This is a genomic window from Georgenia phoenicis (genome assembly GCF_047302425.1).
Classification (GTDB): domain Bacteria; phylum Actinomycetota; class Actinomycetes; order Actinomycetales; family Actinomycetaceae; genus Oceanitalea.
The window spans coordinates 2932752-2957645 of sequence record NZ_CP154855.1 but is presented as its reverse complement, the minus strand read 5'-3'; the positions used below and the strand labels follow the sequence as shown (position 1 = coordinate 2957645).

The window sequence follows — 24894 nt, the reverse complement described above, 5'->3', positions numbered from 1 at the left end:
GCTCAGTCCACCGGTTCGATGAGGGCGGGGGAGTCCACCCGGACGTTGCCGACCTGCGGGCCCACCCGGTGGAACTCCATGCGGGGCCGCTCGGGGGCGATCACGGAGAGCGCCTCCTCGGGCGCGGTGACGGCGGGGTCGAGCCACTGCGCGACCGCGGCCCGGCGCAGCACGACCGGCTCGCGGTCGTGGATGCCGGCGAGCTGCGAGCGGGCCGGCTGGGTGAGGATCGTCGTGGACAGCAGCCAGCGGCTCGGGTCCGACTCGTCCTTGCTGGGGTCGCGCCAGAAGGCGTAGAGGCCGGCGAAGGCGAGGGGCGCGGCGTCGGCCCGGTGGATGAAGTGGGGGGTCTTCGAGCCGTCGGGGTTCTTGCGCCACTCGTAGTAGCCGTCCGCGGGCAGGATGCAGCGGCGGGTACGCAGCGACTTGGCGAAGGCGTTCTTCTCGGCGACGGTCTCGATCCTGGCGTTGATCATCCGCACGCCGATCTTGGGGTCCTGCGCGAAGGCCGGGACCAGGCCCCAGCGCGCGGCGTGCATCTCCCGGCCCGCGTCCGCGCGCTCGAGGACGACCCGCACCTGGTCGGTGGGCGCCACGTTGAAGGAGGGGTGGACACCGATCGCGTCCTCGGCGATCTCGGCGACGTCGAAGGCGTCAGCGAGCTCCTGGGCCTGACGGAAGGATGCATAACGTCCGCACATGGTCATAGCGTGCCAGGGGGTACCGACACCCCGCGTCCGCCGGCGGGTTGATTCCCGCCGTCCACCCGTAGGTGGACCTCAGCGCACCCGGGCGTACTCCGAGCCGGACCTGGTCCGCTCGAGCAGCTCCTCCTCGACGAGGTAGCGGCGCAGCGTGGCGGTGTCCGGGCCGAAGCGGACCAGCCGCTCACCGAGCACCTTCTCGGTGACGACCTCCTCGGGACCGAGCACCTGCTCGGCGACGAGCGCGAGGAGGGCGCGCCGCTCTCCGGCGTCGGCGGGATAGCGGTCGATCCGGCCGCGGCCGTCGAGAAAGCGTTCCGGCCCGGTGGGGCGGGGACGCGAGGCCCCGGCCAGCAGCCGGGGAAAGGCCCCCGGCTCCTCGACCACCCGCCCCTCGACCTCGCGGACCAGGCCGGCCGTCAGCAGGCTGTCGAGGGCACGCCGCCGGCGCGAGCGGCCCAGCTCCGCACCGAGCAGGTCGGTCTCCACGCCCAGCACGACCTGGGCGTAGACCTGCCGCACGTGCGGGTTGGCCAGCGCCGCCACGGCGGGGCGCCAGTCCGGTCGGTCGTCGTCGTCCATCGCGTCAGCCTATGCCGGACCGGGCAGCGCTCACGCGCCTCAGCCGAGGGCGTCCGGCCCCTCCTCGACGAGCAGGCGGAACTGGGCGGCATCGAGGATGGGCAGCCCCAGCTCCTCGGCCTTGGCGAGCTTGGAGCCGGCTCCCGGCCCTGCCGCGACGTAGTCGGTCTTCTTGCTCACGCTCGACGCCGCCTTCCCGCCGGCGGCGATGACCGCCTCCTTGGCGCCGTCGCGGGTGTAGCCCTCGATGGCACCGGTGACGACGACGGTGAGACCGTCCAGCACCCCGCCGGTGGCGGCTGCGGCCCCCGGCCCGGGGTGGCCGGGGGTGGCGAAGCGGACACCGGCCGCCGCCCACCGCTCGACGATCTCCACGTGCCAGTCGACCTCGAACCACTCCTTGACGGCGTCGGCGATGATCCCGCCGACGCCCTCCACCGCCGCCAGCTCGGCGCGGTCCGCGGCGCGGATCGCGTCCAGCGAGCCGAAGTGCGCGGCCAGCGCGCGGGCGGCGACCGGGCCGACGTGCCGGATGTTGAGCGCGACGAGCAGGCGCCACAGGTCCTTCGTCTTGGCCTTCTGGAGCTCCTCGAGCAGCGTGACGGCCTGGCTCGAGGGGTGGACCTTCCTGAAGTCCTTCCGCACCCCCGCCTTGCGGCGCTCCGCGGGCGTGACGTCCTCGTACCCCGGCGGGTAGGTGAGCTCCACCCGCTGGAACGGTCGACGGCGCACCGGCTCGCCGTCGTCGTCGACCCGGGGCTCGCCCGTCTCGTTGTCGCGGACGACCACCTCGATCGGCACGAGCTGCTCGAGCCGGAGGTCGAAGAGGCCGGCCTCGGTGGTGAGCGGTGGCTCGGCGGGCGTGGCGGGCTGGGTCAGCGCAGCCGCCGTCACCTCCCCGAGCGCGTCGATGTCCAGGGCCCCGCGGGAGCCGATGTGCTCCACCCGGCCGCGCACCTGCGCGGGGCACGAGCGGGCGTTGGGGCACCGCAGGTCGATGTCGCCCTCCTTCATGGGCCGCAGCGGGGTGCCGCACTCGGGGCACTCGGCGGGCATGACGAAGGGCTGCTCGCTGCCGTCGCGGCGCTCCGCCACCGGCCCGAGGATCTCGGGGATGACGTCGCCGGCCTTGCGGAGCACCACGGTGTCCCCGATGAGCACCCCCTTGGCCTCGACGATCTCCTGGTTGTGGAGCGTGGCCTGCCGCACCGTGCTGCCCGCGACGTGGACGGGCTCCATGACGGCGTACGGGGTGGCGCGGCCGGTGCGCCCGACCCCGATGCGGATGTCGAGCAGGCGGGTGTGGACCTCCTCGGGCGGGTACTTGTAGGCGATCGCCCAGCGGGGCGCCCGGCTGGTCTGGCCGAGCTCGGAGTGCAGGGCGAACTCGTCGACCTTGACGACGACGCCGTCGAGCTCGTGCTCGATCTCGTGCCGCTCGCGTCCGTACTGCTCGACGAACGCGAGCACATCGTCGACGTCGTGCAGCACGCGCGTGCGGGGGCTCACCGGCACGCCCCAGCCGGCGAGGAGGTCGTAGACCTCGCTCTGGGCGGCGACGGGCGGGTCGTCCCAGGCGCCGAAGCCGTGGGCGTAGAAGGAGAGCGACTGGAGCCGGGCCACACCGGCCTCGCGCTCCAGACCGGTCTTCTTGTCGAGCAGCTGGCGCAGCCCACCGCTCGCGGCGTTGCGCGGGTTGGCGAAGGCGGGGAACCGACGGGCGGCGCTCTCGCGCGCCCGCTCCTCGTCGAAGGGGCGCCCCCGCGCCTCCGCGCGCTCACGCGCCTCCTCGACGGCGCGGTCACGCAGCCGCGCCTGCAGCGCGTTGAGCTCCTCGAAGGCGGCGACGGGGATGAACACCTCCCCCCGCACCTCGACGAGGGGAGGGTGACCCTCCCCGGCGAGGCGCTCCGGGATGAGGCCCAGGCGCCGCACGTTGCTCGTCACGAGCTCGCCCGTGTGACCGTCGCCGCGGGTGGCCGCCGACGTGAGCACACCGTGCTCGTAGCGCAGGGACACGGCCGCGCCGTCGATCTTCAGCTCGGTCAACCAGGCCACCCGCCGCCCGGCCGCCGCCTCGGTCTTCGCGCACCACTCCCGCAGCTCCTCGGGGGAGAAGACGTTGTCGAGGCTGAGCATGCGCTCCGCGTGCTCGATGGTGGGCAGGTCCGTCGCCCCGGGCGCCCCGACGCGCTGGGTGGGGGAGTCCTGGCTCTGCAGCTCGGGGTGGCGGCGCTCGAGGTCCTCCAGGCGCCGCATCCACCCGTCGAAGGTCGCGTCGTCGACGGGGGAGGTGTCCTGCCCGTAGTACGCCTCGCGCGCGGCGGTGATCCGCTCGGCCAGCGCGAGGGCCTCCTCGCGTGCCTCGTGGAGGGTGACGGGCTCGGGTCCGGTGTGTGCCACGCCGGCCAGTTTACGAAGGCCTGGCGACATCGGCCCGGAGTGCCTGCCAGACTGTGCCGGAGCCGGTTCGGGGTGCCGCGGGAGAGCCGAACGGCCGATCATCCGCCAGCGAGGAGGTGAGGTCCTGTGGGGACCGTCCGCACCGTCGAGGTCCGCCCCGTCGACCCCGCCGATGCCGAGCGCCTGGGCGAGGCGCTGGCCGCGGCCTACGTCGCCGGCGAGGTCATCGGGCCCGACGACGGCTACGCCCAGGACCTGCGCGACGTCGCCGGTCGGCTGCCGCACGTCGTCGCCGTCCTCGCCGCCTACGACGGCGAGGAGGTGCTCGGCGGCCTCACGCTCACCGAGGCGGGCACGGCGGAGGCGGAGGTCGCCGTCGCCGGTGAGCTCGAGATCCGCATGCTCGCCGTCGCACCGCAGCACCAGGGACGCAAGGTCTCCCTCGCTCTGCTCGCCGCGGCCGAGGAGCTCGGACGGGCCGGCGGGTACGACGCGCTCGTGCTGTCCTCGCTGCCCGCCATGTCCTCGGCCCACCGCGTCTACCAGCGCTACGGCTTCGAGCGGGTCCCCGCACGGGACTGGGTGGCGAACTGGGACCCCGAGGCGCTCGCGAACGGCACCGCCCCCACCCTCAGCGTCTACCGCCTGCCTCTCGGGGAGGACTCGTGACGAGCTTCGGCCTGTCGGCCTACTTCCGCCACCTCGACGTCGCCGAGGAGGTCTGCGCCACCGCCCGCGAGGACGGCTTCACCATGCTCTTCGGCTCCCTCCACGTGCCCGAGGAGCCCGAGGGCGACTTCCGCGCCCGGATGAAGCGGGTGGGGGCGCTCGCGCAGGACGCCGGGCTCGGGCTCGTCGTCGACATCTCCGGCCCCTCCCTCGCCGCCGTCGGCCTGGACGTGACGACGGCGGGCACCATGCGTGACTGGGGCGTCACCGCGCTGCGGGTGGACTACGGGCTGAGCGACGAGGAGATCGTCGCGCTGTCCCGCTCGATCCCCATCTGGTTCAACGCCTCGACGGCCACCCCGGGCGACTACGAGCGGCTCGTCGGGATGGGGATGCGCACCGAGGGCATCGGCATCTCCCACAACTTCTACCCCAAGCCGTGGACCGGCCTGTCCGACGAGTTCCTCGACTCCCAGACCCGGATGTTCCACGAGCTCGGCTTCACCGTGCAGGCGTGGGTGCCGGGCGACGGCCTGCGGCGCATCCCGCTCGGCTTCGGGCTGCCGACCCTCGAGCGCCACCGCGACGTCCACCCGCTCGCCGCCGCGCTGGACCTGCGCCGCGCCGGTATCGACGACATCTTCGTCGGTGACCCGTCCCTGTCCGAGCGCACCCGCCGCGCGTGGCGGGCGTGGGCCCTCGAGGGCGTCGTCGAGCTCGAGGTCGAGCTGAGCGCACCGGTGCCACAGGCCGTCGCCCAGCGGCTCGCCGTCGTCGACCGCAACCGCACCGACGACGCCGCCGCGATGGTCCGCCTCGAGGGCGCCCGTGCGGCGCTCGCGGACGTGACGATCCCGCCCGGCCCGACCGTGGGGCGTGCGCTCGGCTCGGTGACCGTCGACAACGACGGCGCCGGCCGCTACAAGGGCGAGATCGCGATCCAGCGGCGCGACCTGCCCGCGGACGCGACCGTCAACGTCGTGGGCCACGTCGTCGCCCAGGACCGCGACCTCCTCTCCCGCATCGGCCCCGGCCAGCCCGTCCGTCTCCGCCTCCGCTGACCCGCGGTCAGCACACGAAGGCGAAGGGGGTGTGGGAGGGGATGCTCAGAGGATGACGACGACCTGGACGAGGAGGATCTTGGCGATCATCCCGACGGCGAAGAGCGCGGCGTAGCCCGCCTCCACCCGCTCGTCGGTCACCCGCGAGCCCGCGTAGGCGAGGATCGCCGGCTGCCCCACGAAGCCGGCCAGCCCGCCCGCCGTGCGGGCCGTGCTCTGGCCGAGCAGCCGGGCCGCGAGGACGAAGCCGGCCCCGGCCAGCGCGGTGAGCACCGCACCGGCCAGCACCACCCGCAGCCCCAGGCCGGTGAAGGCCTGCGCGACGAAGGCCTGCCCCGAGGCCAGGCCGGTGGCCCCGAGGAAGAGCAGCAGGCCGAGCTGGCGGATCGTGAGGTTGGCCGAGCTCGGCAGCGTCCACACGATGGGGCCGGTCCGGTCCAGCCGCCCCAGCACCATCCCGACGACGAGCGGTCCGGCCGCCGAGCCGAGCGCGAAGGCCACCCCGCCCGGCAGCGGCAGGGTGAGCAGCCCGAGGAGGAGCCCGACCGCGACGCCAGAGCCGAGGGAGAGCGGGTCGATCTCGCTCACCCGCCGCTCGGAGTCGCCGAAGAGCTCGGACAGTGCGGTCAGCTGCCCGCGCGGGAAGACGACCCGCACCCGGTCGCCGAGCTGGAGGACGAGGTCCTCGTGGGCGAGCAGGTCGGTGTCACCCCGCCGCACCCGCGTGACGACCCCGTTGAAGCGGCCGGGGATGTCGAGCTCGTGGACGGTGCGGCCGGCCACGCGCCGGTCGGAGACGACGAAGCGCCGGAAGTGGACGACCGAGCGGTCGTGGGCCAGGTGCCGGTGCACCCGCCGCCCCAGGTGCGTGACGGCGTCGTGCACGGCCTGCCGCGAGCCGACGACGACGACCCGGTCACCGGCCCGCAGCTCCTCGTCCTCGTCGACGACGCCCATCTGCCCGTCCCGCTCGAGGTAGGACAGGCGCACCGTGCCCTCCGTGTACCCGGGGATGTCACGCAGCGGGCCGGGGTGGAGGACCTCGGCGCTGACGTCGACGAGCCCGATGCCGGCCCGCGGCTGCGGGTCGCGTGCCGACGTCCACGGGCGGGAGACGACGACGGCGACGAGCAGGATCGTCACGACCACCCCGAGCGGGTAGGCGAGCGAGTACCCGATGGCCGGCTCCTGCGTCCCGGTCGCCGTCGTCGCCGCGGCGAGCGCGGGAGTCGCGGTGAGCGAGCCGGCGAAGACGCCGCCCACCATCGCCGCCGGGACGTCGAGAACGCGCCCGAGGACGACGGCGGCCCCCGCCACCACCGCCAGCACACCGACCGCCGCCGCGAGCAGCGGCAGCTGCGTGCGCAGGTCACGGAAGAACCGGCCCCCCGCCGCGAGACCGACCATGTAGACGAACAGCACCAGCCCCAGGGTCTGGACCAGGCCGAAGCCCTCACCCAGCCGCGGGTCCAGCGCCCCGACCGCGAGGCCGACGAACAGCGCCCCCGCCGCCCCGAAGCGCACCGGCCCGAAGGGCACCATGCCCAGCAGCGTCCCGGCCGCGACGACGAGCATGATCGTCAGCAGCGGGTTGTCCGCGAGGAGCTCGATCACGTGGTTCCTCAGAACAGCCAGCGCAGCGGGTGGAGCAGCTCCTCGCCGACTCGCGCGAGGAAGGGCCGCCGCTCCCACTCCTCGAGCGTCAGCTGCCGGGCGTTGGTGAGGTCCGTCTCGAAGACCTTCTCCATGTGCGCGGCGAGGTCCCGGTCGTGGATCTCGAGGTTGATCTCGAAGTTGCCGATCATCGAGAGGCGGTCGATGTTCGTCGTGCCGATCGTCGTCCACCTGCTGTCGGCCGTGGCCGTCTTCGCGTGGACCATCGCGCCCTGGTAGAGCCAGATGGACACCCCACCGCGCAGGATCCGGTCGTAGAAGGATCGGGCCACCCAGTCGGACAGGACGTGGTTGGACACCTCGGGGATGAGGACGCGCACGTCCACCCCCCGCCTCGCCGCGCCGAGCATCGACTCGAGGAACTCGGGGTCGGGGATGAAGTAGCCCTGGGTGATGTAGACGTGCTGGACGGCCCGGTCCATCGCGTCGATGTACGCGCCGCGCACCGGGAAGAGCATCGAGGACGGGGTGTTGCGTGCCGCCCGGATCCGTGAGTCCCAGGCGTGGGCGCCGCGGTCCTCGAGCTCGGGGTGGTGCGGCTTGCGGTGGGCGTTCCAGAAGTCGACGAAGGCGTTGTCCAGCTCCCAGACGGCGGGACCGTGCACCTGCAGGTGGGTGTCGCGCCACTGCGTGGCGTACAGCTCGCCGATGTTGTACCCGCCGACGAAGCCGCGCTCGCCGTCGACGACGACGATCTTGCGGTGGTCGCGGCCGGACTTGCGCATGTTGAGCGTGAGCAGACCCGGGCGCCACAGCGGGAACTTGAGCACGTGCACCGAGTCGGGGAAGCGCTTGAAGGCCGGCGGGACGACGAGGTTGCCCCAGGAGTCGAAGACGACGTACACCTTGACGCCGCGCTCGGCCGCGGCGACGAGCTCACGCTTGAACTCCTGGCCGACGGCGTCGTCCTTCCAGATGAAGGTTTCGAAGAAGACGTACTCCTGCGCACCGCGGATGGCCTCGAGCATCGCGGCGTAGGTGTCCTCGCCGTAGGTGTAGACGGTGAGCTCGGAGTCGCCGACGTCGACGCCGACGGGGTCGGTGCGGGGGAAGTCGCCACCGGGGGGCTCACGCCGCTTGCGCAGGGTGTCCACGCCCCAGATCGTCGTGGCCGCGGCGAGCTGCGCGCCCGCCAGGCCCAGCACCCCCCACTTCACCGCCCTGCGGACGCGCGGGCGCAGCCAGTGGCGGACCGTGCTCAGCTCCATGGCCCCAACCTAGAGCAGCGTGCCCGGGTGGGGCCTCGCGGCCGCGCGACGGAGGGGCGATAGACTCGGTCCCCATGTCCACCATCAACGCAGCCGAGGTCGCGCGCGTCGCCGCGCTGGCCCGGATCGAGCTCACGAACGAGGAGGTCGAGCGCCTCGCGGGGGAGCTCGGCGTCATCGCCGACGCGGTCGCCCAGGTCGGTGAGCTCGTCGGCCCCGACGTGCCCGCCACCAGCCACCCCATCCCGCTGACCAACGTCATGCGGGAGGACGTCGTGGAGGAGCCGCTGCCCGTGGAGGCCGCGCTCTCCGGCGCGCCCGCGAGCGAGGACGGCCAGTTCCTCGTGCCGCAGATCCTGGGGGAGGACGCATGAGCGAGCTCACCACCGCCACCGCCGCCGAGCTGGCGCAGCGGCTGCGCGCCAAGGAGGTCAGCTCCGTCGAGGTGACCCAGGCGCACCTGGACCGCATCAACGAGGTCGACGGCGCCGTCCACGCCTTCCTGCACGTCAACGGGGAGGAGGCGCTGGCCACCGCCCGCGACGTCGACGAGCGGCGCGCCCGCGGCGAGGAGCTGCACCCGCTCGCCGGCGTGCCGATCGCCGTCAAGGACGTCGTCGTGACGAAGGGGCAGCCGACGACGGCCGCCTCGAAGATGCTCGAGGGCTGGGTCCCGCCCTACGACGCGACCATCGTCGAGCGCCTGCGCGCCGCCGGCCTGCCGATGCTCGGCAAGACGAACCTCGACGAGTTCGCCATGGGCTCCTCCACCGAGCACTCGGCCTACGGCCCCACCCGCAACCCCTGGGACCTCGAGCGCATCCCCGGCGGCTCCGGCGGTGGCTCCGCGGCCGCCGTCGCCGCCTTCGAGGCACCCCTCGCGATCGGTACGGACACCGGCGGCTCGATCCGCCAGCCCGCCGCCGTCACCGGCTCCGTGGGCGTCAAGCCCACCTACGGCGGCGTCTCCCGCTACGGGCTCATCGCCCTGGCCTCGAGCCTCGACCAGGCCGGCCCGGTCTCCCGCACGGTCCTGGACTCCGCGCTGCTCCACGAGCTCATCGGCGGCCACGACCCCCGCGACTCGACCTCCCTGCCCGACCCGGTCGGCGACCTCGTGGGCGCCGCCGGCGCCCAGGACCTGCGCGGCATGCGCATCGGCGTCGTCCGCGAGCTCGGCGGCGAGGGCTACCAGGCGGGCGTCGAGGCGAGCTTCACCGCCGCGCTCGAGCTGCTGCGCGGCGCCGGCGCCGAGGTCGTCGAGGTCTCGTGCCCGAGCTTCGCCTACGCGCTCGCGGCCTACTACCTCATCCTCCCGGCCGAGGCGTCCTCCAACCTCGCGAAGTTCGACGGCATGCGCTTCGGCCTGCGCGTCGAGCCCACCGAGGGCCCGCTGACCGCCGAGCGCGTCATGGCCGCCACCCGCGGCGCCGGTTTCGGCGACGAGGTCAAGCGCCGCATCATCCTCGGCACCCACGCGCTGTCCGCGGGCTACTTCGACGCCTACTACGGCAGCGCCCAGCAGGTCCGCACGCTCATCCAGCGCGACTTCGCGGCCGCCTTCGAGCAGGCCGACGTCCTCGTCTCGCCGACCACCCCGACGACGGCCTTCCGCTTCGGGGAGAAGCTCGACGACCCGCTGGCCATGTACCTCAACGACGTCGCGACGATCCCGGCGAACCTCGCCGGCGTCCCCGGCATCTCCGTGCCAAGCGGCCTGAGCGACGACGGCCTGCCCGTCGGCTTCCAGGCCCTGGCCCCGGCGCGTCAGGACGCCCGGCTCTACCGGGTCGGCGCCGTCCTCGAGCGTCTCCTCGACGAGAGCCGCGGGCACCGGCTGCTCGCCGACGCCCCGTCACTGCCCACCACCGTCTCCCAGGAGGCCGCCCGATGACCGCGACCACGCCCGCGCTCGTCGACTTCGACGACGCGATCAGCCGCTACGACCCCGTCATCGGGATCGAGGTCCACGTCGAGCTCGGGACCGCGTCGAAGATGTTCGATGGCGCCCCCAACGCCTTCGGTGGCGAGCCGAACTCCCACACCACCCCCGTGTCCCTCGGCCTGCCCGGGACCCTGCCGGTGGTCAACCGCACGGCCGTGGAGTACGCCATCCGCATCGGCCTGGCCCTCGGCTGCGAGATCGCCGAGACCTGCCGCTTCGCCCGGAAGAACTACTTCTACCCGGACGTGCCGAAGAACTTCCAGACCTCCCAGTACGACGAGCCCATCGCCTTCGACGGGCAGGTCGACATCGAGCTCGAGGACGGCACGGTCGTGCCCGTCGCCGTCGAGCGCGCCCACATGGAGGAGGACGCCGGCAAGAACACCCACATCGGCGGCTCCGGTGGCCGTATCCACGGCGCCGAGCACTCCCTCGTGGACTACAACCGCGCCGGCGTGCCGCTCGTCGAGATCGTCACCCGCCCGATCACCGGCACCGGTGCGCGCGCCCCGGAGGTGGCCCGCGCCTACGTGAGCAACCTGCGCGACCTCTTCCGGGCGCTGGGCGTCTCCGAGGCGCGGATGGAGCGCGGCAACGTCCGCGCGGACATCAACGTCTCCCTGCGCCCGAGCCCGGACGCGCCGCTCGGCACCCGCACCGAGACGAAGAACGTCAACAGCTTCCGCTCGATCGAGCGGGCGGTGCGCTACGAGATCTCCCGCCAGGCCGCCGTGCTCGACGCGGGTGAGGCCGTGGTCCAGGAGACCCGCCACTGGCACGAGGACACCGGTACGACGTCGTCGGGCCGGGTGAAGTCCGACGCCGAGGACTACCGCTACTTCCCCGAGCCGGACCTCGTGCCGCTGGCCCCGAGCCGGGAGTGGGTGGAGGAGATCCGCGCGAGCCTGCCCGAGCTGCCGGCGCTGCGCCGTCGGCGCCTGCAGTCCGAGTGGGGCTACGCGGACGCCGAGATGCGCGACGTCGTCAACGCCGGTGCGCTCGACCTCATCGAGGCGACCGTCGCCGCCGGCGCGGACGCCGCCGCCGCGCGCAAGTGGTGGATGGGCGAGCTCGCCCGCACCGCCAAGGGCGTCAACGTCGACCTGGGCGACCTCGCGATCACGCCGGCGCAGGTCGCCGAGCTCGCCGCGCTCGTCGACTCCGGCCGGATCAACGACAAGCTCGCCCGCCAGGTGCTGGCCGGCGTGCTCGCGGGGGAGGGCGGCCCGGAGGAGGTCGTCGTCGCCCGTGGCCTCGAGGTCGTCTCCGACGACGGCGCCCTCATCGCCGCCGTCGACGAGGCCCTCGCCGCCAACCCGGACGTCGCGGACAAGATCCGCGGCGGCAAGGTGCAGGCGGCCGGCGCGATCGTCGGTGCGGTCATGAAGGCCACCAAGGGCCAGGCCGACGCCGCCCGCGTCCGCGAGCTCATCATGGAGCGCGTCGGCGCCTGACCGACACCCCCAAAGACGCCGACAGCGGAGTTGTTCCTCGGAACAACTCCGCTGTCGGCGTTTGGGGGGCTTACTCCGGCTGGGGGACGCCGGTGAAGCGGGCGTAGCTGTCGAGTGCTCCGAGGGAGAGCTGCGCCAGGCCGCGCATGAACGCGGTGTCCGCCTCGGCCACCACGCGCCCCAGCATCTCCGGCGCCCACTCGAGCAGGTGGGTGCGCAGGAAGTCCGCGCCGTGGCGGACGTAGCGCTCGGCGTCGCTCGCGGAGCCCTGCTCCAGCGCGTCCAGCGCCCGGAGGCAGGACTGCGCGACGAAGTCGAGCTCGAGGCCGATGTGGTCGTCCGGCTCCCGGTTGAGGTGCGGCGCCTGGAGCGACAGGGCGCGGTAGGCGTCGCGCACCTCGAGGGTGTGGGCGTCGAAGACGAGCCGCTCCTGGCCGCGGTGCACCGACTCGTAGGGGGCGACCTTCGCGGTGGCCAGCGTCCCGTAGAGCCAGGCGTGGTCGCGGCGGATCGCGGCCGCGTCCTCACCGGCGTCGCGCGAGGCGCATATGAGCCGCAGCCCCTCCTCTGCGCCTGGCGTGCCCGGGAGCGGCCACTCGTCGAGGAGCTCGCGCAGCCCGGCCAGCGCGTCGTCGTCGGGCGGCTCCTGGTGGAAGCGGCCGAGGACGGCGAAGGCGGCGGCGAGGTCGTCGAGCTGGTCGGTGTCGGTCACGAGACTCCTTGGAGGACGGTGGCGCACAGGGCGGTGTGCCCGCTGAGGAAACCACGGAGCAGTCCGGGCACGGCCCGGTAGAGCCGGGTCCGGGCGTGTCGGGCGATGCTCTCGACGACGGGGCCGACGACGTGGTCGGTGTGCTCGGCGCGCAGCCGCGTGGCCGCCTCCGCCGCGTCCAGTGCGCCCGCGACGTCGCCGGCCGCGTGGCACCGCCCCACCCGGGTGGCGAGCTCGGCGAGGTAGGCGAGCTGGTAGCCGAGGTGGTCGTCCACCGGCGTCGGCAGCCCCGCGAAGGTCGTGCCCGCGTAGGTGGTGAGGAGCTCCTCCCGCAGCGCGTCGCGGTCCGTGCCGCTGGGCCGCCACGCCGACTCGTGCAGCGGCACGAGCGGAGGACGACGGCGGAACATCGTCGCGTGGTCCCGGGCCAGGGCGTCGAGGGGCTCGGCGCTCACCGACTCCACGGCGTGGAGGCTGTGCGCGTCACGCAGCGGCCACGTCTCGCGCATCTGCGGCGAGGCGAAGCTCTCCGCGAGCGCCTGGCTCGGGGGCTCGAGGAGGAGGCGGGACAGGACGAAGCCTGCCGTCCCGACCCGAGCCCCCTGGGCGAGGAGCTCGTCCATCAGATGCCGATGCGGAGCATCGAGTCGTAGTGGAGCGAGCGGCCCATGAGCTCGGCGGCCAGCGCGACGACGAAGGCCGCGGTGATGAGCCCGGTGAGCAGCCGGGGGCGCTCGAGGACGGTGCTCGTCGCGGTGCGGAACACGAACAGGGCGAGCAGCACCGCCGAGAGCCCCAGCAGGAGCAGGCGGGCGGTGAAGAAGGCGCCGGAGAAGACCTCGGCCGAGACGGCACCCACCGGGTCGGCGGCGAGGTCGGCGACGTGGAGCGGGTAGGAGACGAGGACCGCCACCCCCACCACCGCCGAGACGACGGCGAGCCACTGGATGGTCCGGGTGGTCAGGGCCCACTCGGCCGTCGTCGTCGGCTTGTTGATCTCCTCGACGCGGGTGCGCACCGCCGTGAGGACACCGCCGGACGACGGCGGCTCCTGTGCGGGCGCGGCCGCCCCCGCCCCGCCGGTGGTCGCCGTGCGGCGGCGGACCCACGTCGTGACGACGAGTGCGCAGCCGACGGCGAGGGCGCCGAGCATGAGCGTGGTCGCGAAGAAGTGGAAGGGCACGACCGGGGTGTTCCACGCCGGGACGGTGACGAGGGAGTAGTAGATCTGGGACATCGACCAGATGAGGGCGATGCCGGCCACCGCCGTCGCCGCCGCGAGGAGCTGGCGCAGGCGGAAGGTGCCGATCTTGAACCACTGGAGCAGGGCGAAGCCGAAGCCCAGGCCGGCGAAGGCCATCCCGAAGACGATCTCCCGCGACAGCCAGGAGCTGCCGACGTGGCGGAAGACGTTGAGGGTGTTGGTGATGTCGTTCATGTGGAGCGTGGAGGCGGCCAGGCCGAGGACCATGGCGGGGCCGATCGCGTAGACGATCGGCTCGGTGAGCCGCTCCACGGTGCGGGTGTCGTGGCGCCGCGAGGCCAGCAGCTGGATGGCGCCGAGGACGACGAAGGAGCCGACGCACATCTGGGCGATGACGGTGAAGATGATCATCGGCAGCTCGTGGATGTTCATCAGATCTCCTTCGGGTTGGCGATCTGCCCCGTGGCCGCGTCCCAGGGCTGGGCGTCGCGGTGGGGGGTGATGACCAGGTGGGGCTTGGTGATGGAGGGGTCGGGCAGCGGCGCGATCGCGTCGGTGTCGCCGTACTTCTCGCGCAGCTCGTCGATGGGGCCCCAGTCCAGGGCGCGGGAGGGGCAGGCGTCGACGCAGGCGGGGTTCTGGCCCTGCTCGCGGTAGTCGTAGCAGAGGTCGCACTTGGACATGTGCCCGGTCTCCACGTTGAACTGCGGGGCCGAGTAGGGGCAGGCCCACTCGCAGTAGCGGCAGCCCACGCACTTGTCCTCGTTGACCCACACGGTGCCGTCCTCGCGCATCGACATCGCGGTGGTCGGGCACACCTGCATGCACACCGGGTTCTCGCAGTGGTTGCACGCGATGGAGGTGTAGTAGGTGAAGACGTTGGGGGTGAAGGTGTCGCCGTCGGTCTGCCAGGAGCCGCCGGAGTACTCCACGACCCGGCGCCAGTTCACCCCGATGGGCAGGTCGTGCTTGTCCTTGCAGGAGACCTGGCAGGCCTTGCAGCCGGTGCAGGCGGACTGGTCGAAGTAGAAGCCGTAGTCCGCCCCGGCCTCGGTGAAGGTGTCGGTCATGATGCTCCCTAGGCCTTGACCACGTTGGCGATGGTCGTGTGGACGGCGTTGCCCTTCGCCAGCGGCGAGGGGTGCAGCGAGGTGAGTGAGTTGACCGAGCCGGCGATGTCGACGGGACGGTCGGGGTTGGCCTGCGGCGGCGGCGTGACCTCCGACGCGGGCCGCGGGTCGAACCAGGCCCCCTGCGGGATGGAGATGACACCGGGCGCGATGCGCTCGGTCACCTTGGCCTCGAGGCGGACGGTGCCGCGGTCGTTGTATACGAAGACCTCGTCCCCGTTCTCGATGCCCTTCCGGGCGGCGTCGAGGGTGTTGAGCCACACCTGCTGGCGGTGCGCCTCCTTGAGCCAGTCGACGTTGCCGTAGGAGGAGTGGGTGCGGGCCTTGTAGTGGTGGCCGATGACCTGGAAAGGGTGGTCGCTGGACTCGCGGGCGGCGAGGGCGCCCTCCCACGTGTCGACGTGCTCGGGCAGCGGGGTCAGCTTGTCTCCGGGCTGCTCGGGCCGGAAGACCCCGAAGGTCCACTTCTCCGCCATGGCCGCCAGCCGGTCGGAGTAGACCTCGATCTTGCCCGACGGCGTCGCGAGCGGGTTGGCCTCGGGGTCGGAGCGGAAGTCCGCCATGGAGATCGCGGGGCCGAGGTTCTTGCGGTAGATCCCCAGCTCCTTCCACTCGTCGTAGGTGGGCAGGTCGGGGTCGTTCTCGCGGGTGGCCTCGATGGTCTCCCGCAGCCAGTCCTCGCGGCTCTTGCCCTCGGTGAACTCCGGCTCGGTGCCGAGGCGGCGCGCCATCTCGGTGCAGATGTCGAAGATGCTGCGGCACTCGTAGAGCGGCTCGATGGCCTGGGAGGAGACGATCCCGTAGGCCATGGGCCCGCCGTTCTCACCGGGGTGGACGTCGAACTCCTCGGCCGTCGAGGTGCCGGGCAGGATGTAGTCCGCGTAGCGGGCCGAGACCGTGTACTGGATGTCGCACACGACGATGAGCTCGCACTTGGACTCGTCCTGGAGGATCTCCACCGAGCGGTTGTTGTCACCGGTCTGGTTGACGATCGAGTTGCCGCCGTACTGCCACACCATCTTGATCGGCACGTCGAGCCTGACGTTCGTGGGCTCGCCGTTCTCGTCGACAGGCACCTTGTTGTCCCGGACACCGGGGGCGGGCTTCTCGCACACGCCGGCGTTGAAGGTGTCCATCTCCGGGCCGTGGTCGATCGCGTCGAGCCAGGAGAAGACCGAGATGATCTTGTTCGAGGGGTTGATCGTGCCGGTGTTGAAGGGCTTGACGAAGGGCAGCGACTGCGCGCCCTCACGGGCTCCGGTACCGCCGCCCGCGATGCCGACGTTCCCGGTCACGCAGGCGAGGAGGAAGATCGCGCGGGCGTTGTTCTCCCCGTTCGCGTGACGCTGGGGACCCCAGCCCTGGGTGATCGCGCAGGGCTTGGCGCCGGCGATCTCGCGGGCCAGCTGGCGGATGCGCTGGGCGGGCAGGCCGCAGATCCGGGACGCCCACTCCGGGGTCTTCTCCACGCCGTCGGGACCGCGGCCCTCGATGTAGGAGCGGTAGGAGGAGTTGGCCGGCGCCCGCTCGGGCAGGGTGTGCTCGTCGAAGCCGACGCAGTAGGTGTCGAGGAAGTCCTGGTCCTGCAGCCCCTCGGTGAGCATGACGTGGATCATCCCGGCGATGAGGGCCGCGTCGGTGCCCGGACGGATCGAGACCCACTCGTCGCCCAGGATCGCGCCCGTCTCGGAGTAGCGCGGGTCGATGACGATCGTGCGCACCCCGTGCTCCTTGCGCGTCATCTGCGTGACGGCGAGCTGGCCGCCGCCCGACATCCGCGTCTCGAGCGGGTTGTTCCCGAACATCACCTGGAGCTGGGCGTTGGCGGCGTCGTCGAAGGAGTTGCCGTTGACCCAGCTGCCGTAGAAGTACGGGTAGGCCTGGGTGATCTCCGTCGTCGAGTAGTCGGAGTAGTGGTCGAGGTAGCCGCCCCACGTGTTCATCAGGCGCGCGAACGGGGTGGCGTCCGGCGGCCAGGAGCAGGCCATGGTCGAGCCGAGGGTGCCGGTGCCGTAGTTGATGTAGAAGGCCTCGTTGCCGTACTGGGCCTTGATCTCCTTCATCTTGTCGGTGATCTCGTCCAGCGCCTGCTCCCAGGAGATCTCCTCCCACTGCTCATCGCCGCGCTTGGTCCCCGGCTTGCGCTTCATCGGCTTCTTCAGCCGGTCGGGGTTGTAGATGCGGTGGCGGATGGAGCGGCCGCGGACGCAGGCGAGCACGCGCTGGCTGCCCAGCTGGTCGTCACCGGTGTTGTCCGGCAGCACCCGCACGACCGTGCCGTCCTTGACCTGGAGACGCAGCGGGCACCGGGAGCCGCAGTTGACGGTGCAGGCGGACCAGACGGTCCTGTCCGCGTCGGCCAACCCCTCCGCGGCCGCCGCCGGGGCCGTACCGGGCATCCCGAGGTGGGAGGCGGTCGACACGAGGGCCGCGGCCCCACCGGTCACCGCGGACCACTTGAGGAAGGTGCGCCGGCTGGGGCCCGGGCGGGTGCCCGGGGCCAGGGTGCTCGTCTGACTCATTTCGTCGCCTCCAGCGAGAAGATCAACAACTGTGGACATCGGACCACGGGCCCGGAGGCGGATCGGAGGACCTTCGTCCAAGCCCGGTCGGGTACGCCGTCGTCCGACGACGGCGTCGCGCGAGTACCCGCGGGTCGCCTCGCGCGGGGGAGCGGGCGCGTCAGGCGGGGGAGACGGGCGACGCCGTCGGCGCGTCGTCGCGCGCCGTCCGGCGGCGCAGGGCCGCCTCGCGCAGCGCCGCCACCCCGACCGCGAGGAGGTAGAGCCCGACGAGCGCCAGGGCCTGGCCCACCATGAACACCGGGTTGGGCAGCGGGTTGATCATCGCGGCGAAGGTGAAGGCGACGACGACGGCCCAGCGCCAGCCGCGCAGCATCGTGCGCACGGGGAGCACCCCGAGGAAGTTGAGCGCCACGAGCAGCTCGGGCAGCAGGAAGGACAGCCCGAAGGCGAGCACGAGGTACATGAAGAAGCTGACGAAGGACGTCGCGCTGAGGAGCGCGGCGGCGTCGTCGGGGACGAAGGACAGCAGCGCGGTCACCGCGCGTGGCACGACGAGCGCGCCGGACACGGCCCCCGCCGCGAAGAGCACGATGCCCGCGGCGCCGAAGGCCAGCGCGTGGATCTTCTCCCCGCGCTTGAGGCCCGGGCCGATGAAGGCGCCGAGCTGGTAGATCCACCACGGGCTGGAGAGGATGGCCCCCGCCCAGAAGGCCACCTTGAGCTGGAGCTCGAAGGCTGCGCCGATGGTCTGGAAGTTCAGCTGCGAGCTGCCGCCGAAGTCGGTCAGCGGCTCCTGGAGGAAGGCCATGACCGGCTCGTAGAGGAACCAGCCGGCCGTCGTGCCGACGGCGAGGCCGAGCAGGACGAGGACGAGTCGTTTGCGCAGCTCGCGGAGGTGGGCACCGACGCTCATGGCCCGCTCCGGGTTGGCGCGTCGGTGCGACCTCATCTGTCCGTCGGTGCCGTCTCACCGGCAGCCGGTGCGGCGGGCGCGGGTGCCGGGGCGGCAGGGGCGGCGGGAGCTGCGGGGGAGACGTCCTCCTGCAGCTCGGTGATCTCCTTCTTGAAGACCTTCATCGACTGCCCGACGGACCGGGCGACGTCCGGCAGCCGCTTGGCCCCGAACAGGATGACGAGGACGATGAGCAGGATGAGGATGTGGGTGGGTCTCACGGGTTCTCCCAGCGTCAGGACGGCCCGGTCGTGGCCGTCCACTCGAAACTAACGGCCCGTTCCGGGCGGAAGGTCGGACTTCGGTCCCGGCCCGCCCTGCTTCATCCAGGCGTCCATCTCCTCGCGGACGGCCTGGCGGACGATCTCGCGCGGGTCGTACTGGCGCAGGTCGAGGGAGGAGAGGTCGAGCTCCTCCACGCCGAGGGCGGCGGAGTCGTGCTGCGCCTCCTCCCGCAGACGGGCGCTCCACGCACGCACGAGCTCCACGCCCCGACGGAAGGCGCGCAGCGCCTGCGCGAAGCCGGACGGTCCGAGGACGAGAACGACGACGACGAGCACGATGACGAGCTCGACCGAGCTGATGCCGAACAGGTTCATCGCCCCTCCTCACGCCGGCTCCTGCCAGGCTAGGTGCGCCGCGAGGGGCGGTTGTGGGGCATTAGTCCCCTTCGTGCGCTCCCGCCCGTGGTCCCTGTCCCGGCGCCAGCCGGGCGAGGAGCGCCGGCGGGAGTGCCGAGCCGAAGGCGTTGCTTCCGCGGTAGCGGCACGTCGGGCACAGCGCGCCCTCGTCGGCGGGGTGCTTCGCCCCGCACCGCTCGCAGGCGGCGGTGGTGAGCCGCGCGAGGGTGACGACGGGCTCCTCGAGCAGCTCGGCGAGCGGCAGCGGACCGGCGGCGGAGTAGGCGTCGACGGGGCACAGCCGCACGCACTCGTGCTCGGAGCGGCACTGCTCGCGCAGGTGGGTCAGCGTGCTCGTGCCGTCGGCGTGCTCGAGGACGAGGGCGTCGTGGGGGCAGGCGCGCACGCACACGCCGCAGGCCGTGCAGCCGTCGACGAGGAGCCGCGTGGCCGCGGGATGCTCGACGGCGGGCGCCTCGCGGGGGCGGGCACGGCCGGACTCCTCGAGCAGCCGGAGCGCCGCCAGGGTGCGGGCTGCGTCGTCGAGCTCGAGGTCGAGCGGGGTGGTGTCGCGCAGTCCCAGCCCGAGCAGCGTCCGGCGGGGGAGCGGGATGCGTCCGAGGACGAGGACCTCGGGGCGCGACCGCCCGCGCCGCGGGGCGACGAAGGGGGTGACGCCGTCGGGCAGGACGGCGCTCCACGCGGCGACGTGGGCGGCCGCCGCGTCAGGGGCATCGGGGCAGGGCAGCACCTCGACGGCGCCCACGCCGGACGCGAGGAGCTGGGCGGGCAGGCCGACGCCGACGTCGCGCACGCAGCCCTCGAGGCGGACGACGACGGTCCCGCGTGCGACGCGGGGCAGCTCGGCGTCCGCGCACGCGAGGAGCACGCGCTCGGGGCAGTCGTGCGCGGCCAGCCAGCGCAGCAGCGCCCGGACGGCATCGGCCACGGCGGCGTCAGTGCGCCGGGCGGGAGGCGACGAGGCGCTCGACGGCGTCGGCCCGCTCGGTCACGCCCCGCACGGTGGCGGCGGTGTCGAGCTCGCGGCCCCCGGCGCCCGCGGCGAGGCCGACGAGGAAGGCGGTGAGCGGCGCGCCCGGACGGGTGGGGCCGTGGGCGACCTGGCCCACGAGCGCGAGGAGCTGGTCGGTGGTCCCGTCGAGGACGGCGGGGTCCAGGCCGAGTTCGGCGCAGACCTCCTCGAGCCACTCCCGCATCTGCACCATCCGCTCGTCGCTCATGGCTGCTCGTCCGCCTCGAGGACCTCGCTTGCCCACTTCCAGGCCGCGATGGTCGCGGGGAAGCCGCGAGTGGTGAGTCCGAGCAGGACGACCTGCTCCACCGCCTCGCGGCTGGCCCCCGCCTCCAAGGCCTTGCGGACGTTGGAGCGGACCGCGCCGTCGGCCTGCGCGCCGAGCGCGATGCCGAGCTTGACCAGGCGGACGGTCTGCTCGTCGAGCGGGCCGACGGCGTCGACCGCCCGGGCCACGGCGTCGTGGCGCTCGACGACGTCACCGAACCGGCGACGGAAGGACTGGTAGACCTCGGGAAGGTACTCGGTGTTCTCGTCCATGGGCGTCATCGTGGCACAGGCTCCTCGCGGCGGATCGGGACGCACGAGCGCCGAGGACCGCGGGGTCCTCGGCGCGTGCAGCGGGTCAGCGAAGCCAGCTGTTGCCCACCTTGCCGGCCCACCACTTACCCAGGCCCCACTTGTCACCGGAGAGGGTCACCGCGGCGATGATGAGGAGCAGCGCCTCCATCCAGTGGGAGTCGAGGATCGGGTTGGTGCCGTGCTCGCCCACCCACGGGAGGGCGACGACGTACATGAAGGCCATGAGCAGGGTGCCGCTGACGGCCGCGATGCGCAGGCCCGCCCCGGTGAGCATCGCGACGCCGATGCCGAGGAGGCCCAGCATGAAGACGATGTCGCCGAAGGGGTTGAGGAACAGGGACTGGAAGAGCTCGGCCAGCGGCTGCTCCGGGGGGAGGTTGCCGATGTAGCCCTGGGCGGGGGTGCCGCCGTTGATCCAGGCCCGCTCGCTCGGCGTCGTGAAGCCGAGACCGAAGGTCTTGTCGAGGAAGGCCCACAGGAAGTAGAAGCCGATGACGATGCGTCCCACGGCGAGCGCGGCCTGCGCGCCGGGCCGCGTGACGACGTCGTCCATGTACAGGGTCCGGCCGCCGGAGCCTGGCGCGGTGGCCCTGGCGGGAGTGGTCGTGGATGCCATCGGAGTGCTCCTCGCTGCTTGGTGGTGCTGTGTGACTGCTGTCATACACAGCGTGACGGTCGGACTTGTCCGGCAGCAGGGGCCAAGGTCCCGACTTTTCGCCGGGTCCCGCCACGCCCGTCCCGCGCCCGTGCCGAGCGGCGCGGGTGGCCGATAATGGCGGTGGTCGCGAAGTCGCGGCCACGGCGAGAGGACATGACACCGATGGCACTGCCCAGCCCGAGCTACACGATCACGATGCGTGTGCAGGTACCCGCCTCCCAGGCGGCCACGAGCGAGCTGGTGGCGGCGGCGGCCGCACAGGGTGCCTCGGTCACCGGCGTCGACATCGCGCAGTCGAGCACGGACCACCTCACGGTCGACCTCACCTGCGACACGATCGACGGGGCGCACAGCCAGCGGGTGGTGGACGCCCTGGACGCGCTCGACGACGTCCACGTCCAGAAGGTCTCCGACTCCACCTTCCTCATGCACCTGGGCGGCAAGATCGAGGTGGGTCTCAAGGTGCCGCTGCGCACCCGCCGCGACCTCTCCCGCGCCTACACCCCGGGTGTGGCCCGGGTGTGCCTGGCGATCGCGGAGCGTCCCGAGGACGCCCGGCGCCTGACGATTAAGCGCAACACGGTCGCCGTCGTCACCGACGGCACGGCGGTGCTCGGTCTCGGCGACATCGGGCCCGCGGCGGCGCTGCCCGTCATGGAGGGCAAGGCGGCCCTGTTCAAGAAGTTCGCCGGGGTCGACGCCTGGCCGGTGTGCCTCGACACGACCGACACCGAGGAGATCATCTCGATCGTCAAGGCCCTCGCCCCCGTGTACGGCGGGGTCAACCTCGAGGACATCTCCGCCCCGCGCTGCTTCGAGATCGAGCGGCGGCTGCGGGCCGAGCTCGACATCCCGGTCTTCCACGACGACCAGCACGGCACGGCGATCGTCGTCCTCGCGGCGCTCATCAACGCGCTGAAGGTCGTGGACAAGCGGATCGAGGACGTCCGGATCGCCGTCGCCGGTGTCGGCGCCGCGGGCTCGGCGATCATCCGCCTGCTGCACGCCCAGGGCGCGCGGAACATCGTGGGCTTCGACCGCGACGGCGCGATCCACACCGGCAGCGACACCCCGGGGGAGCACCACCAGTGGATCGCGGCGAACACCAACCCCGAGGGTTTCACCGGCAGCCTCCAGGAGGGGCTCGAGGGCGCGGACGTCTTCATCGGCGTCAGCGCCGGCGACATCCTCACCGGTGACGACGTCGCCCGGATGGCGGAGGGTGCCATCGTCTTCGCGCTCGCCAACCCCGTGCCCGAGGTCGACCCCATCGCCGCGGCAGCGCACGCGGCCGTCGTCGCGACCGGCCGCAGCGACTACCCCAACCAGATCAACAACGTCCTCGCCTTCCCGGGCCTGTTCCGCGGCCTGCTCGACGCCGGGGCGCGCGACGTCACCCAGGAGACGATGCGCCGGGCGGCCGTCGCGATCGCCGGTGTGGTCGGCGACGACGAGCTCAACCCCTCCTTCGTCATCCCCGGCGTCTTCGACAGCAGGGTCGCGGAGGCAGTCGCCGACGCCGTGCGTGAGGAGGCCGAGGAGGCACGCGCCGCCGGCCGTTCCCCGGCCCTGGCCGACCAGGCGGCAGAGGACGCCCGGGTCACGTGGCCGGGCCGCCGACCGGGCGGTGAGGCCTGAGGTATGTCGTGGCGCACATCTGTCCTGAGAGCCCACGCCTGACACCGACCTTTCCGCGAGATCCCGGGCGTTTGGGGGCGCCTGGCAGCGGTCCGCCGTCGGCTTGACCCGCGGTCCGCGGCCTGCCTATGATTCTCGAGCCGGCAAGGGAGGCACGGACACGAAGAGCCGAAAGGCTCGGTGGCCGGTCCCGCCGGAACGGCTGGGCGCCACGACGGCGCCGACAGTCGGAACTCGACAGGGTTCAGTGCCACGCTCGCTCCGCGAGCACAGCGAGCTGAGTCGTGTCGGGCAGATGGAGATAGCGCCCCGGTCCGGGGTTCGGGTCTGATGGCTCGGGTTTCGGCGGTGTGTGTCTGTTTCTTGAGAACTCAACAGTGTGCCAAGTTTTTGGTGCCAAATATGGTCCTGGCGTCGGCTGTGTCCCCTCCGTCTGGTGGGGGCTGGTTGGTGTCTGGGGTCGTTAGTTTGTTTGGTTGATGCCCGTCCCGTGGTTCCTCGTTTCTGCGGGTGGGTGTTTGCCTGGATCGCTCGCCACTGTTTGGTGGTGGGTGTTTCTTCGTATGGTTGTTACCCCTTTTGGGGTGGCGATAGACATTTACGGAGAGTTTGATCCTGGCTCAGGACGAACGCTGGCGGCGTGCTTAACACATGCAAGTCGAACGATGAAGCCCAGCTTGCTGGGTGGATTAGTGGCGAACGGGTGAGTAACACGTGAGTAACCTGCCCCTGACTTCGGGATAACCTCGAGAAATCGTGGCTAATACCGGATATGACACGCATTCGCATGGGTGTGTGTGGAAAGATTTATCGGTTGGGGATGGGCTCGCGGCCTATCAGCTTGTTGGTGGGGTGATGGCCTACCAAGGCGACGACGGGTAGCCGGCCTGAGAGGGTGACCGGCCACACTGGGACTGAGACACGGCCCAGACTCCTACGGGAGGCAGCAGTGGGGAATATTGCACAATGGGCGCAAGCCTGATGCAGCGACGCCGCGTGAGGGATGACGGCCTTCGGGTTGTAAACCTCTTTCAGTAGGGAAGAAGCTCCTCGGAGTGACGGTACCTGCAGAAGAAGCGCCGGCTAACTACGTGCCAGCAGCCGCGGTAATACGTAGGGCGCAAGCGTTGTCCGGAATTATTGGGCGTAAAGAGCTCGTAGGCGGTTTGTCGCGTCTGCTGTGAAAACGCAAGGCTTAACCTTGCGCCTGCAGTGGGTACGGGCAGACTAGAGTGCGGTAGGGGAGACTGGAATTCCTGGTGTAGCGGTGGAATGCGCAGATATCAGGAGGAACACCGATGGCGAAGGCAGGTCTCTGGGCCGTTACTGACGCTGAGGAGCGAAAGCATGGGGAGCGAACAGGATTAGATACCCTGGTAGTCCATGCCGTAAACGTTGGGCACTAGGTGTGGGATCCATTCCACGGGTTCCGTGCCGCAGCTAACGCATTAAGTGCCCCGCCTGGGGAGTACGGCCGCAAGGCTAAAACTCAAAGGAATTGACGGGGGCCCGCACAAGCGGCGGAGCATGCGGATTAATTCGATGCAACGCGAAGAACCTTACCAAGGCTTGACATACACCGGAAAAGTGCAGAGATGTGCTCCCCGTAAGGTCGGTGTACAGGTGGTGCATGGTTGTCGTCAGCTCGTGTCGTGAGATGTTGGGTTAAGTCCCGCAACGAGCGCAACCCTTGTCCTGTGTTGCCAGCACGTGATGGTGGGGACTCATAGGAGACTGCCGGGGTCAACTCGGAGGAAGGTGGGGATGACGTCAAATCATCATGCCCCTTATGTCTTGGGCTTCACGCATGCTACAATGGCCGGTACAAAGGGCTGCGATACCGCGAGGTGGAGCGAATCCCAAAAAGCCGGTCTCAGTTCGGATTGGGGTCTGCAACTCGACCCCATGAAGTCGGAGTCGCTAGTAATCGCAGATCAGCAACGCTGCGGTGAATACGTTCTCGGGCCTTGTACACACCGCCCGTCACGTCATGAAAGTCGGTAACACCCGAAGCCGGTGGCCCAACCCCTTGTGGGAGGGAGCTGTCGAAGGTGGGACTGGCGATTAGGACGAAGTCGTAACAAGGTAGCCGTACCGGAAGGTGCGGCTGGATCACCTCCTTTCTAAGGAGCTCACCACA

At 71.6% G+C, this 24894-nt stretch carries 23 protein-coding genes and 1 rRNA gene; 7 read left to right on the top strand and 17 right to left on the bottom strand.

Features of this window, described 5'->3' with window-relative positions:
- Window positions 1-2: 2 nt before the first annotated feature.
- From AA0005_RS14035 to ligA, 3 genes are all read right to left on the bottom strand, one after another.
- On the bottom strand, window positions 3-701 hold the full coding sequence (locus AA0005_RS14035) for an SOS response-associated peptidase (RefSeq protein WP_413450757.1): 699 nt from the start codon (window positions 699-701) through the stop codon (window positions 3-5).
- Between the two features lie 78 nt (window positions 702-779).
- Window positions 780-1286, bottom strand: a complete 507-nt coding sequence (locus AA0005_RS14030; RefSeq protein WP_413450756.1) for a DUF2087 domain-containing protein — start codon at window positions 1284-1286, stop codon at window positions 780-782.
- Between the two features lie 39 nt (window positions 1287-1325).
- Window positions 1326-3719, bottom strand: coding sequence for an NAD-dependent DNA ligase LigA (gene ligA / locus AA0005_RS14025; RefSeq protein ID WP_413450755.1), 2394 nt, complete (start codon window positions 3717-3719; stop codon window positions 1326-1328).
- 96 nt (window positions 3720-3815) lie between these two features.
- On the opposite strand from ligA, the gene AA0005_RS14020 reads away from it, so the two are divergent.
- Together AA0005_RS14020 and AA0005_RS14015 are read left to right on the top strand one after the other, a co-directional pair.
- On the top strand, window positions 3816-4358 hold the full coding sequence (locus tag AA0005_RS14020) for a GNAT family N-acetyltransferase (protein WP_413450754.1): 543 nt from the start codon (window positions 3816-3818) through the stop codon (window positions 4356-4358).
- Window positions 4355-5419, top strand: coding sequence for a MupG family TIM beta-alpha barrel fold protein (locus AA0005_RS14015; protein WP_413450753.1), 1065 nt, complete (start codon window positions 4355-4357; stop codon window positions 5417-5419). Before AA0005_RS14020 ends, AA0005_RS14015 begins: the two co-directional genes overlap by 4 nt.
- Window positions 5420-5464: 45 nt before the next feature.
- On the opposite strand, the gene AA0005_RS14010 is transcribed toward AA0005_RS14015, so the two are convergent.
- Together AA0005_RS14010 and AA0005_RS14005 are read right to left on the bottom strand one after the other, a co-directional pair.
- Entirely contained in the window at window positions 5465-7033 is a 1569-nt protein-coding gene (locus tag AA0005_RS14010; protein WP_413450752.1) for an aspartate:alanine exchanger family transporter, read from the bottom strand.
- A gap of 8 nt (window positions 7034-7041) precedes the next feature.
- Window positions 7042-8301, bottom strand: coding sequence for a phospholipase D-like domain-containing protein (locus tag AA0005_RS14005; protein ID WP_413450751.1), 1260 nt, complete (start codon window positions 8299-8301; stop codon window positions 7042-7044).
- A 74-nt stretch (window positions 8302-8375) separates the two neighbouring features.
- Here AA0005_RS14005 and gatC point away from each other — a divergent pair, with 74 nt between their 5' ends.
- Genes gatC through gatB form a run of 3 tightly spaced genes read left to right on the top strand, consistent with a single transcriptional unit; the run spans window position 8376 to window position 11700 of the window.
- Window positions 8376-8675: an Asp-tRNA(Asn)/Glu-tRNA(Gln) amidotransferase subunit GatC gene (gene gatC, locus AA0005_RS14000; protein ID WP_413450750.1), complete on the top strand. Its 300-nt coding sequence runs from the start codon at window positions 8376-8378 to the stop codon at window positions 8673-8675.
- Window positions 8672-10195, top strand: a complete 1524-nt coding sequence (gatA, locus tag AA0005_RS13995; RefSeq protein ID WP_413450749.1) for an Asp-tRNA(Asn)/Glu-tRNA(Gln) amidotransferase subunit GatA — start codon at window positions 8672-8674, stop codon at window positions 10193-10195. The genes gatC and gatA overlap by 4 nt, the downstream gene beginning before the upstream one ends.
- Window positions 10192-11700, top strand: coding sequence for an Asp-tRNA(Asn)/Glu-tRNA(Gln) amidotransferase subunit GatB (gene gatB, locus AA0005_RS13990; RefSeq protein WP_413450748.1), 1509 nt, complete (start codon window positions 10192-10194; stop codon window positions 11698-11700). Before gatA ends, gatB begins: the two co-directional genes overlap by 4 nt.
- A 70-nt stretch (window positions 11701-11770) precedes the next feature.
- Here gatB and AA0005_RS13985 read toward each other — a convergent pair whose 3' ends face one another.
- The 12 genes from AA0005_RS13985 to AA0005_RS13930 all read right to left on the bottom strand — a co-directional run bounded on the left by AA0005_RS13985 (window position 11771) and on the right by AA0005_RS13930 (window position 21074).
- On the bottom strand, window positions 11771-12412 hold the full coding sequence (locus AA0005_RS13985) for a molecular chaperone (protein ID WP_413450747.1): 642 nt from the start codon (window positions 12410-12412) through the stop codon (window positions 11771-11773).
- Window positions 12409-13035 carry a molecular chaperone gene (locus AA0005_RS13980; RefSeq protein ID WP_413450746.1) on the bottom strand — a complete coding sequence of 209 codons (627 nt, stop codon included), beginning with the start codon at window positions 13033-13035 and terminating at the stop codon, window positions 12409-12411. The genes AA0005_RS13985 and AA0005_RS13980 overlap by 4 nt, the downstream gene beginning before the upstream one ends.
- Window positions 13035-14048, bottom strand: coding sequence for a dimethyl sulfoxide reductase anchor subunit family protein (locus AA0005_RS13975; RefSeq protein ID WP_413450745.1), 1014 nt, complete (start codon window positions 14046-14048; stop codon window positions 13035-13037). The genes AA0005_RS13980 and AA0005_RS13975 overlap by 1 nt, the downstream gene beginning before the upstream one ends.
- Window positions 14048-14686, bottom strand: a complete 639-nt coding sequence (locus AA0005_RS13970) for a DMSO/selenate family reductase complex B subunit (RefSeq protein ID WP_413450744.1) — start codon at window positions 14684-14686, stop codon at window positions 14048-14050. Before AA0005_RS13970 ends, AA0005_RS13975 begins: the two co-directional genes overlap by 1 nt.
- An 8-nt stretch (window positions 14687-14694) precedes the next feature.
- Window positions 14695-17268, bottom strand: coding sequence for a DMSO/selenate family reductase complex A subunit (locus AA0005_RS13965; RefSeq protein ID WP_413450743.1), 2574 nt, complete (start codon window positions 17266-17268; stop codon window positions 14695-14697).
- A gap of 160 nt (window positions 17269-17428) precedes the next feature.
- Window positions 17429-18220: a twin-arginine translocase subunit TatC gene (gene tatC, locus AA0005_RS13960; protein ID WP_413450742.1), complete on the bottom strand. Its 792-nt coding sequence runs from the start codon at window positions 18218-18220 to the stop codon at window positions 17429-17431.
- A complete protein-coding gene (gene tatA / locus AA0005_RS13955) occupies window positions 18217-18444 on the bottom strand; it encodes a Sec-independent protein translocase subunit TatA (protein ID WP_413450741.1) in 228 nt (75 codons plus the stop codon). The genes tatC and tatA overlap by 4 nt, the downstream gene beginning before the upstream one ends.
- 48 nt (window positions 18445-18492) lie before the next feature.
- Window positions 18493-18822 (bottom strand): hypothetical protein, encoded by a 330-nt coding sequence (locus tag AA0005_RS13950; protein WP_413450740.1) that lies wholly within the window; start codon window positions 18820-18822, stop codon window positions 18493-18495.
- 61 nt (window positions 18823-18883) lie between these two features.
- The gene (locus AA0005_RS13945; RefSeq protein ID WP_413450739.1) at window positions 18884-19792 is read right to left on the bottom strand and encodes a 4Fe-4S dicluster domain-containing protein; all 909 of its coding nucleotides are present in this window, start codon (window positions 19790-19792) and stop codon (window positions 18884-18886) included.
- 7 nt (window positions 19793-19799) lie between these two features.
- Complete coding sequence (locus tag AA0005_RS13940; protein ID WP_413450738.1) at window positions 19800-20084, bottom strand: DUF6457 domain-containing protein; 285 nt, start codon at window positions 20082-20084, stop codon at window positions 19800-19802.
- Window positions 20081-20416, bottom strand: coding sequence for a carboxymuconolactone decarboxylase family protein (locus AA0005_RS13935; protein WP_413450737.1), 336 nt, complete (start codon window positions 20414-20416; stop codon window positions 20081-20083). The genes AA0005_RS13940 and AA0005_RS13935 overlap by 4 nt, the downstream gene beginning before the upstream one ends.
- Window positions 20417-20501: 85 nt before the next feature.
- Window positions 20502-21074 carry a DoxX family protein gene (locus AA0005_RS13930; RefSeq protein ID WP_413450736.1) on the bottom strand — a complete coding sequence of 191 codons (573 nt, stop codon included), beginning with the start codon at window positions 21072-21074 and terminating at the stop codon, window positions 20502-20504.
- Window positions 21075-21278: 204 nt separating this feature from the next.
- Here AA0005_RS13930 and AA0005_RS13925 point away from each other — a divergent pair, with 204 nt between their 5' ends.
- Both AA0005_RS13925 and AA0005_RS13920 read left to right on the top strand, forming a co-directional pair.
- A complete protein-coding gene (locus AA0005_RS13925; RefSeq protein ID WP_413450735.1) occupies window positions 21279-22754 on the top strand; it encodes an NAD-dependent malic enzyme in 1476 nt (491 codons plus the stop codon).
- A 597-nt stretch (window positions 22755-23351) separates the two neighbouring features.
- Window positions 23352-24877: ribosomal RNA gene (locus AA0005_RS13920) — 16S ribosomal RNA — on the top strand.
- Window positions 24878-24894: the final 17 nt, after the last annotated feature.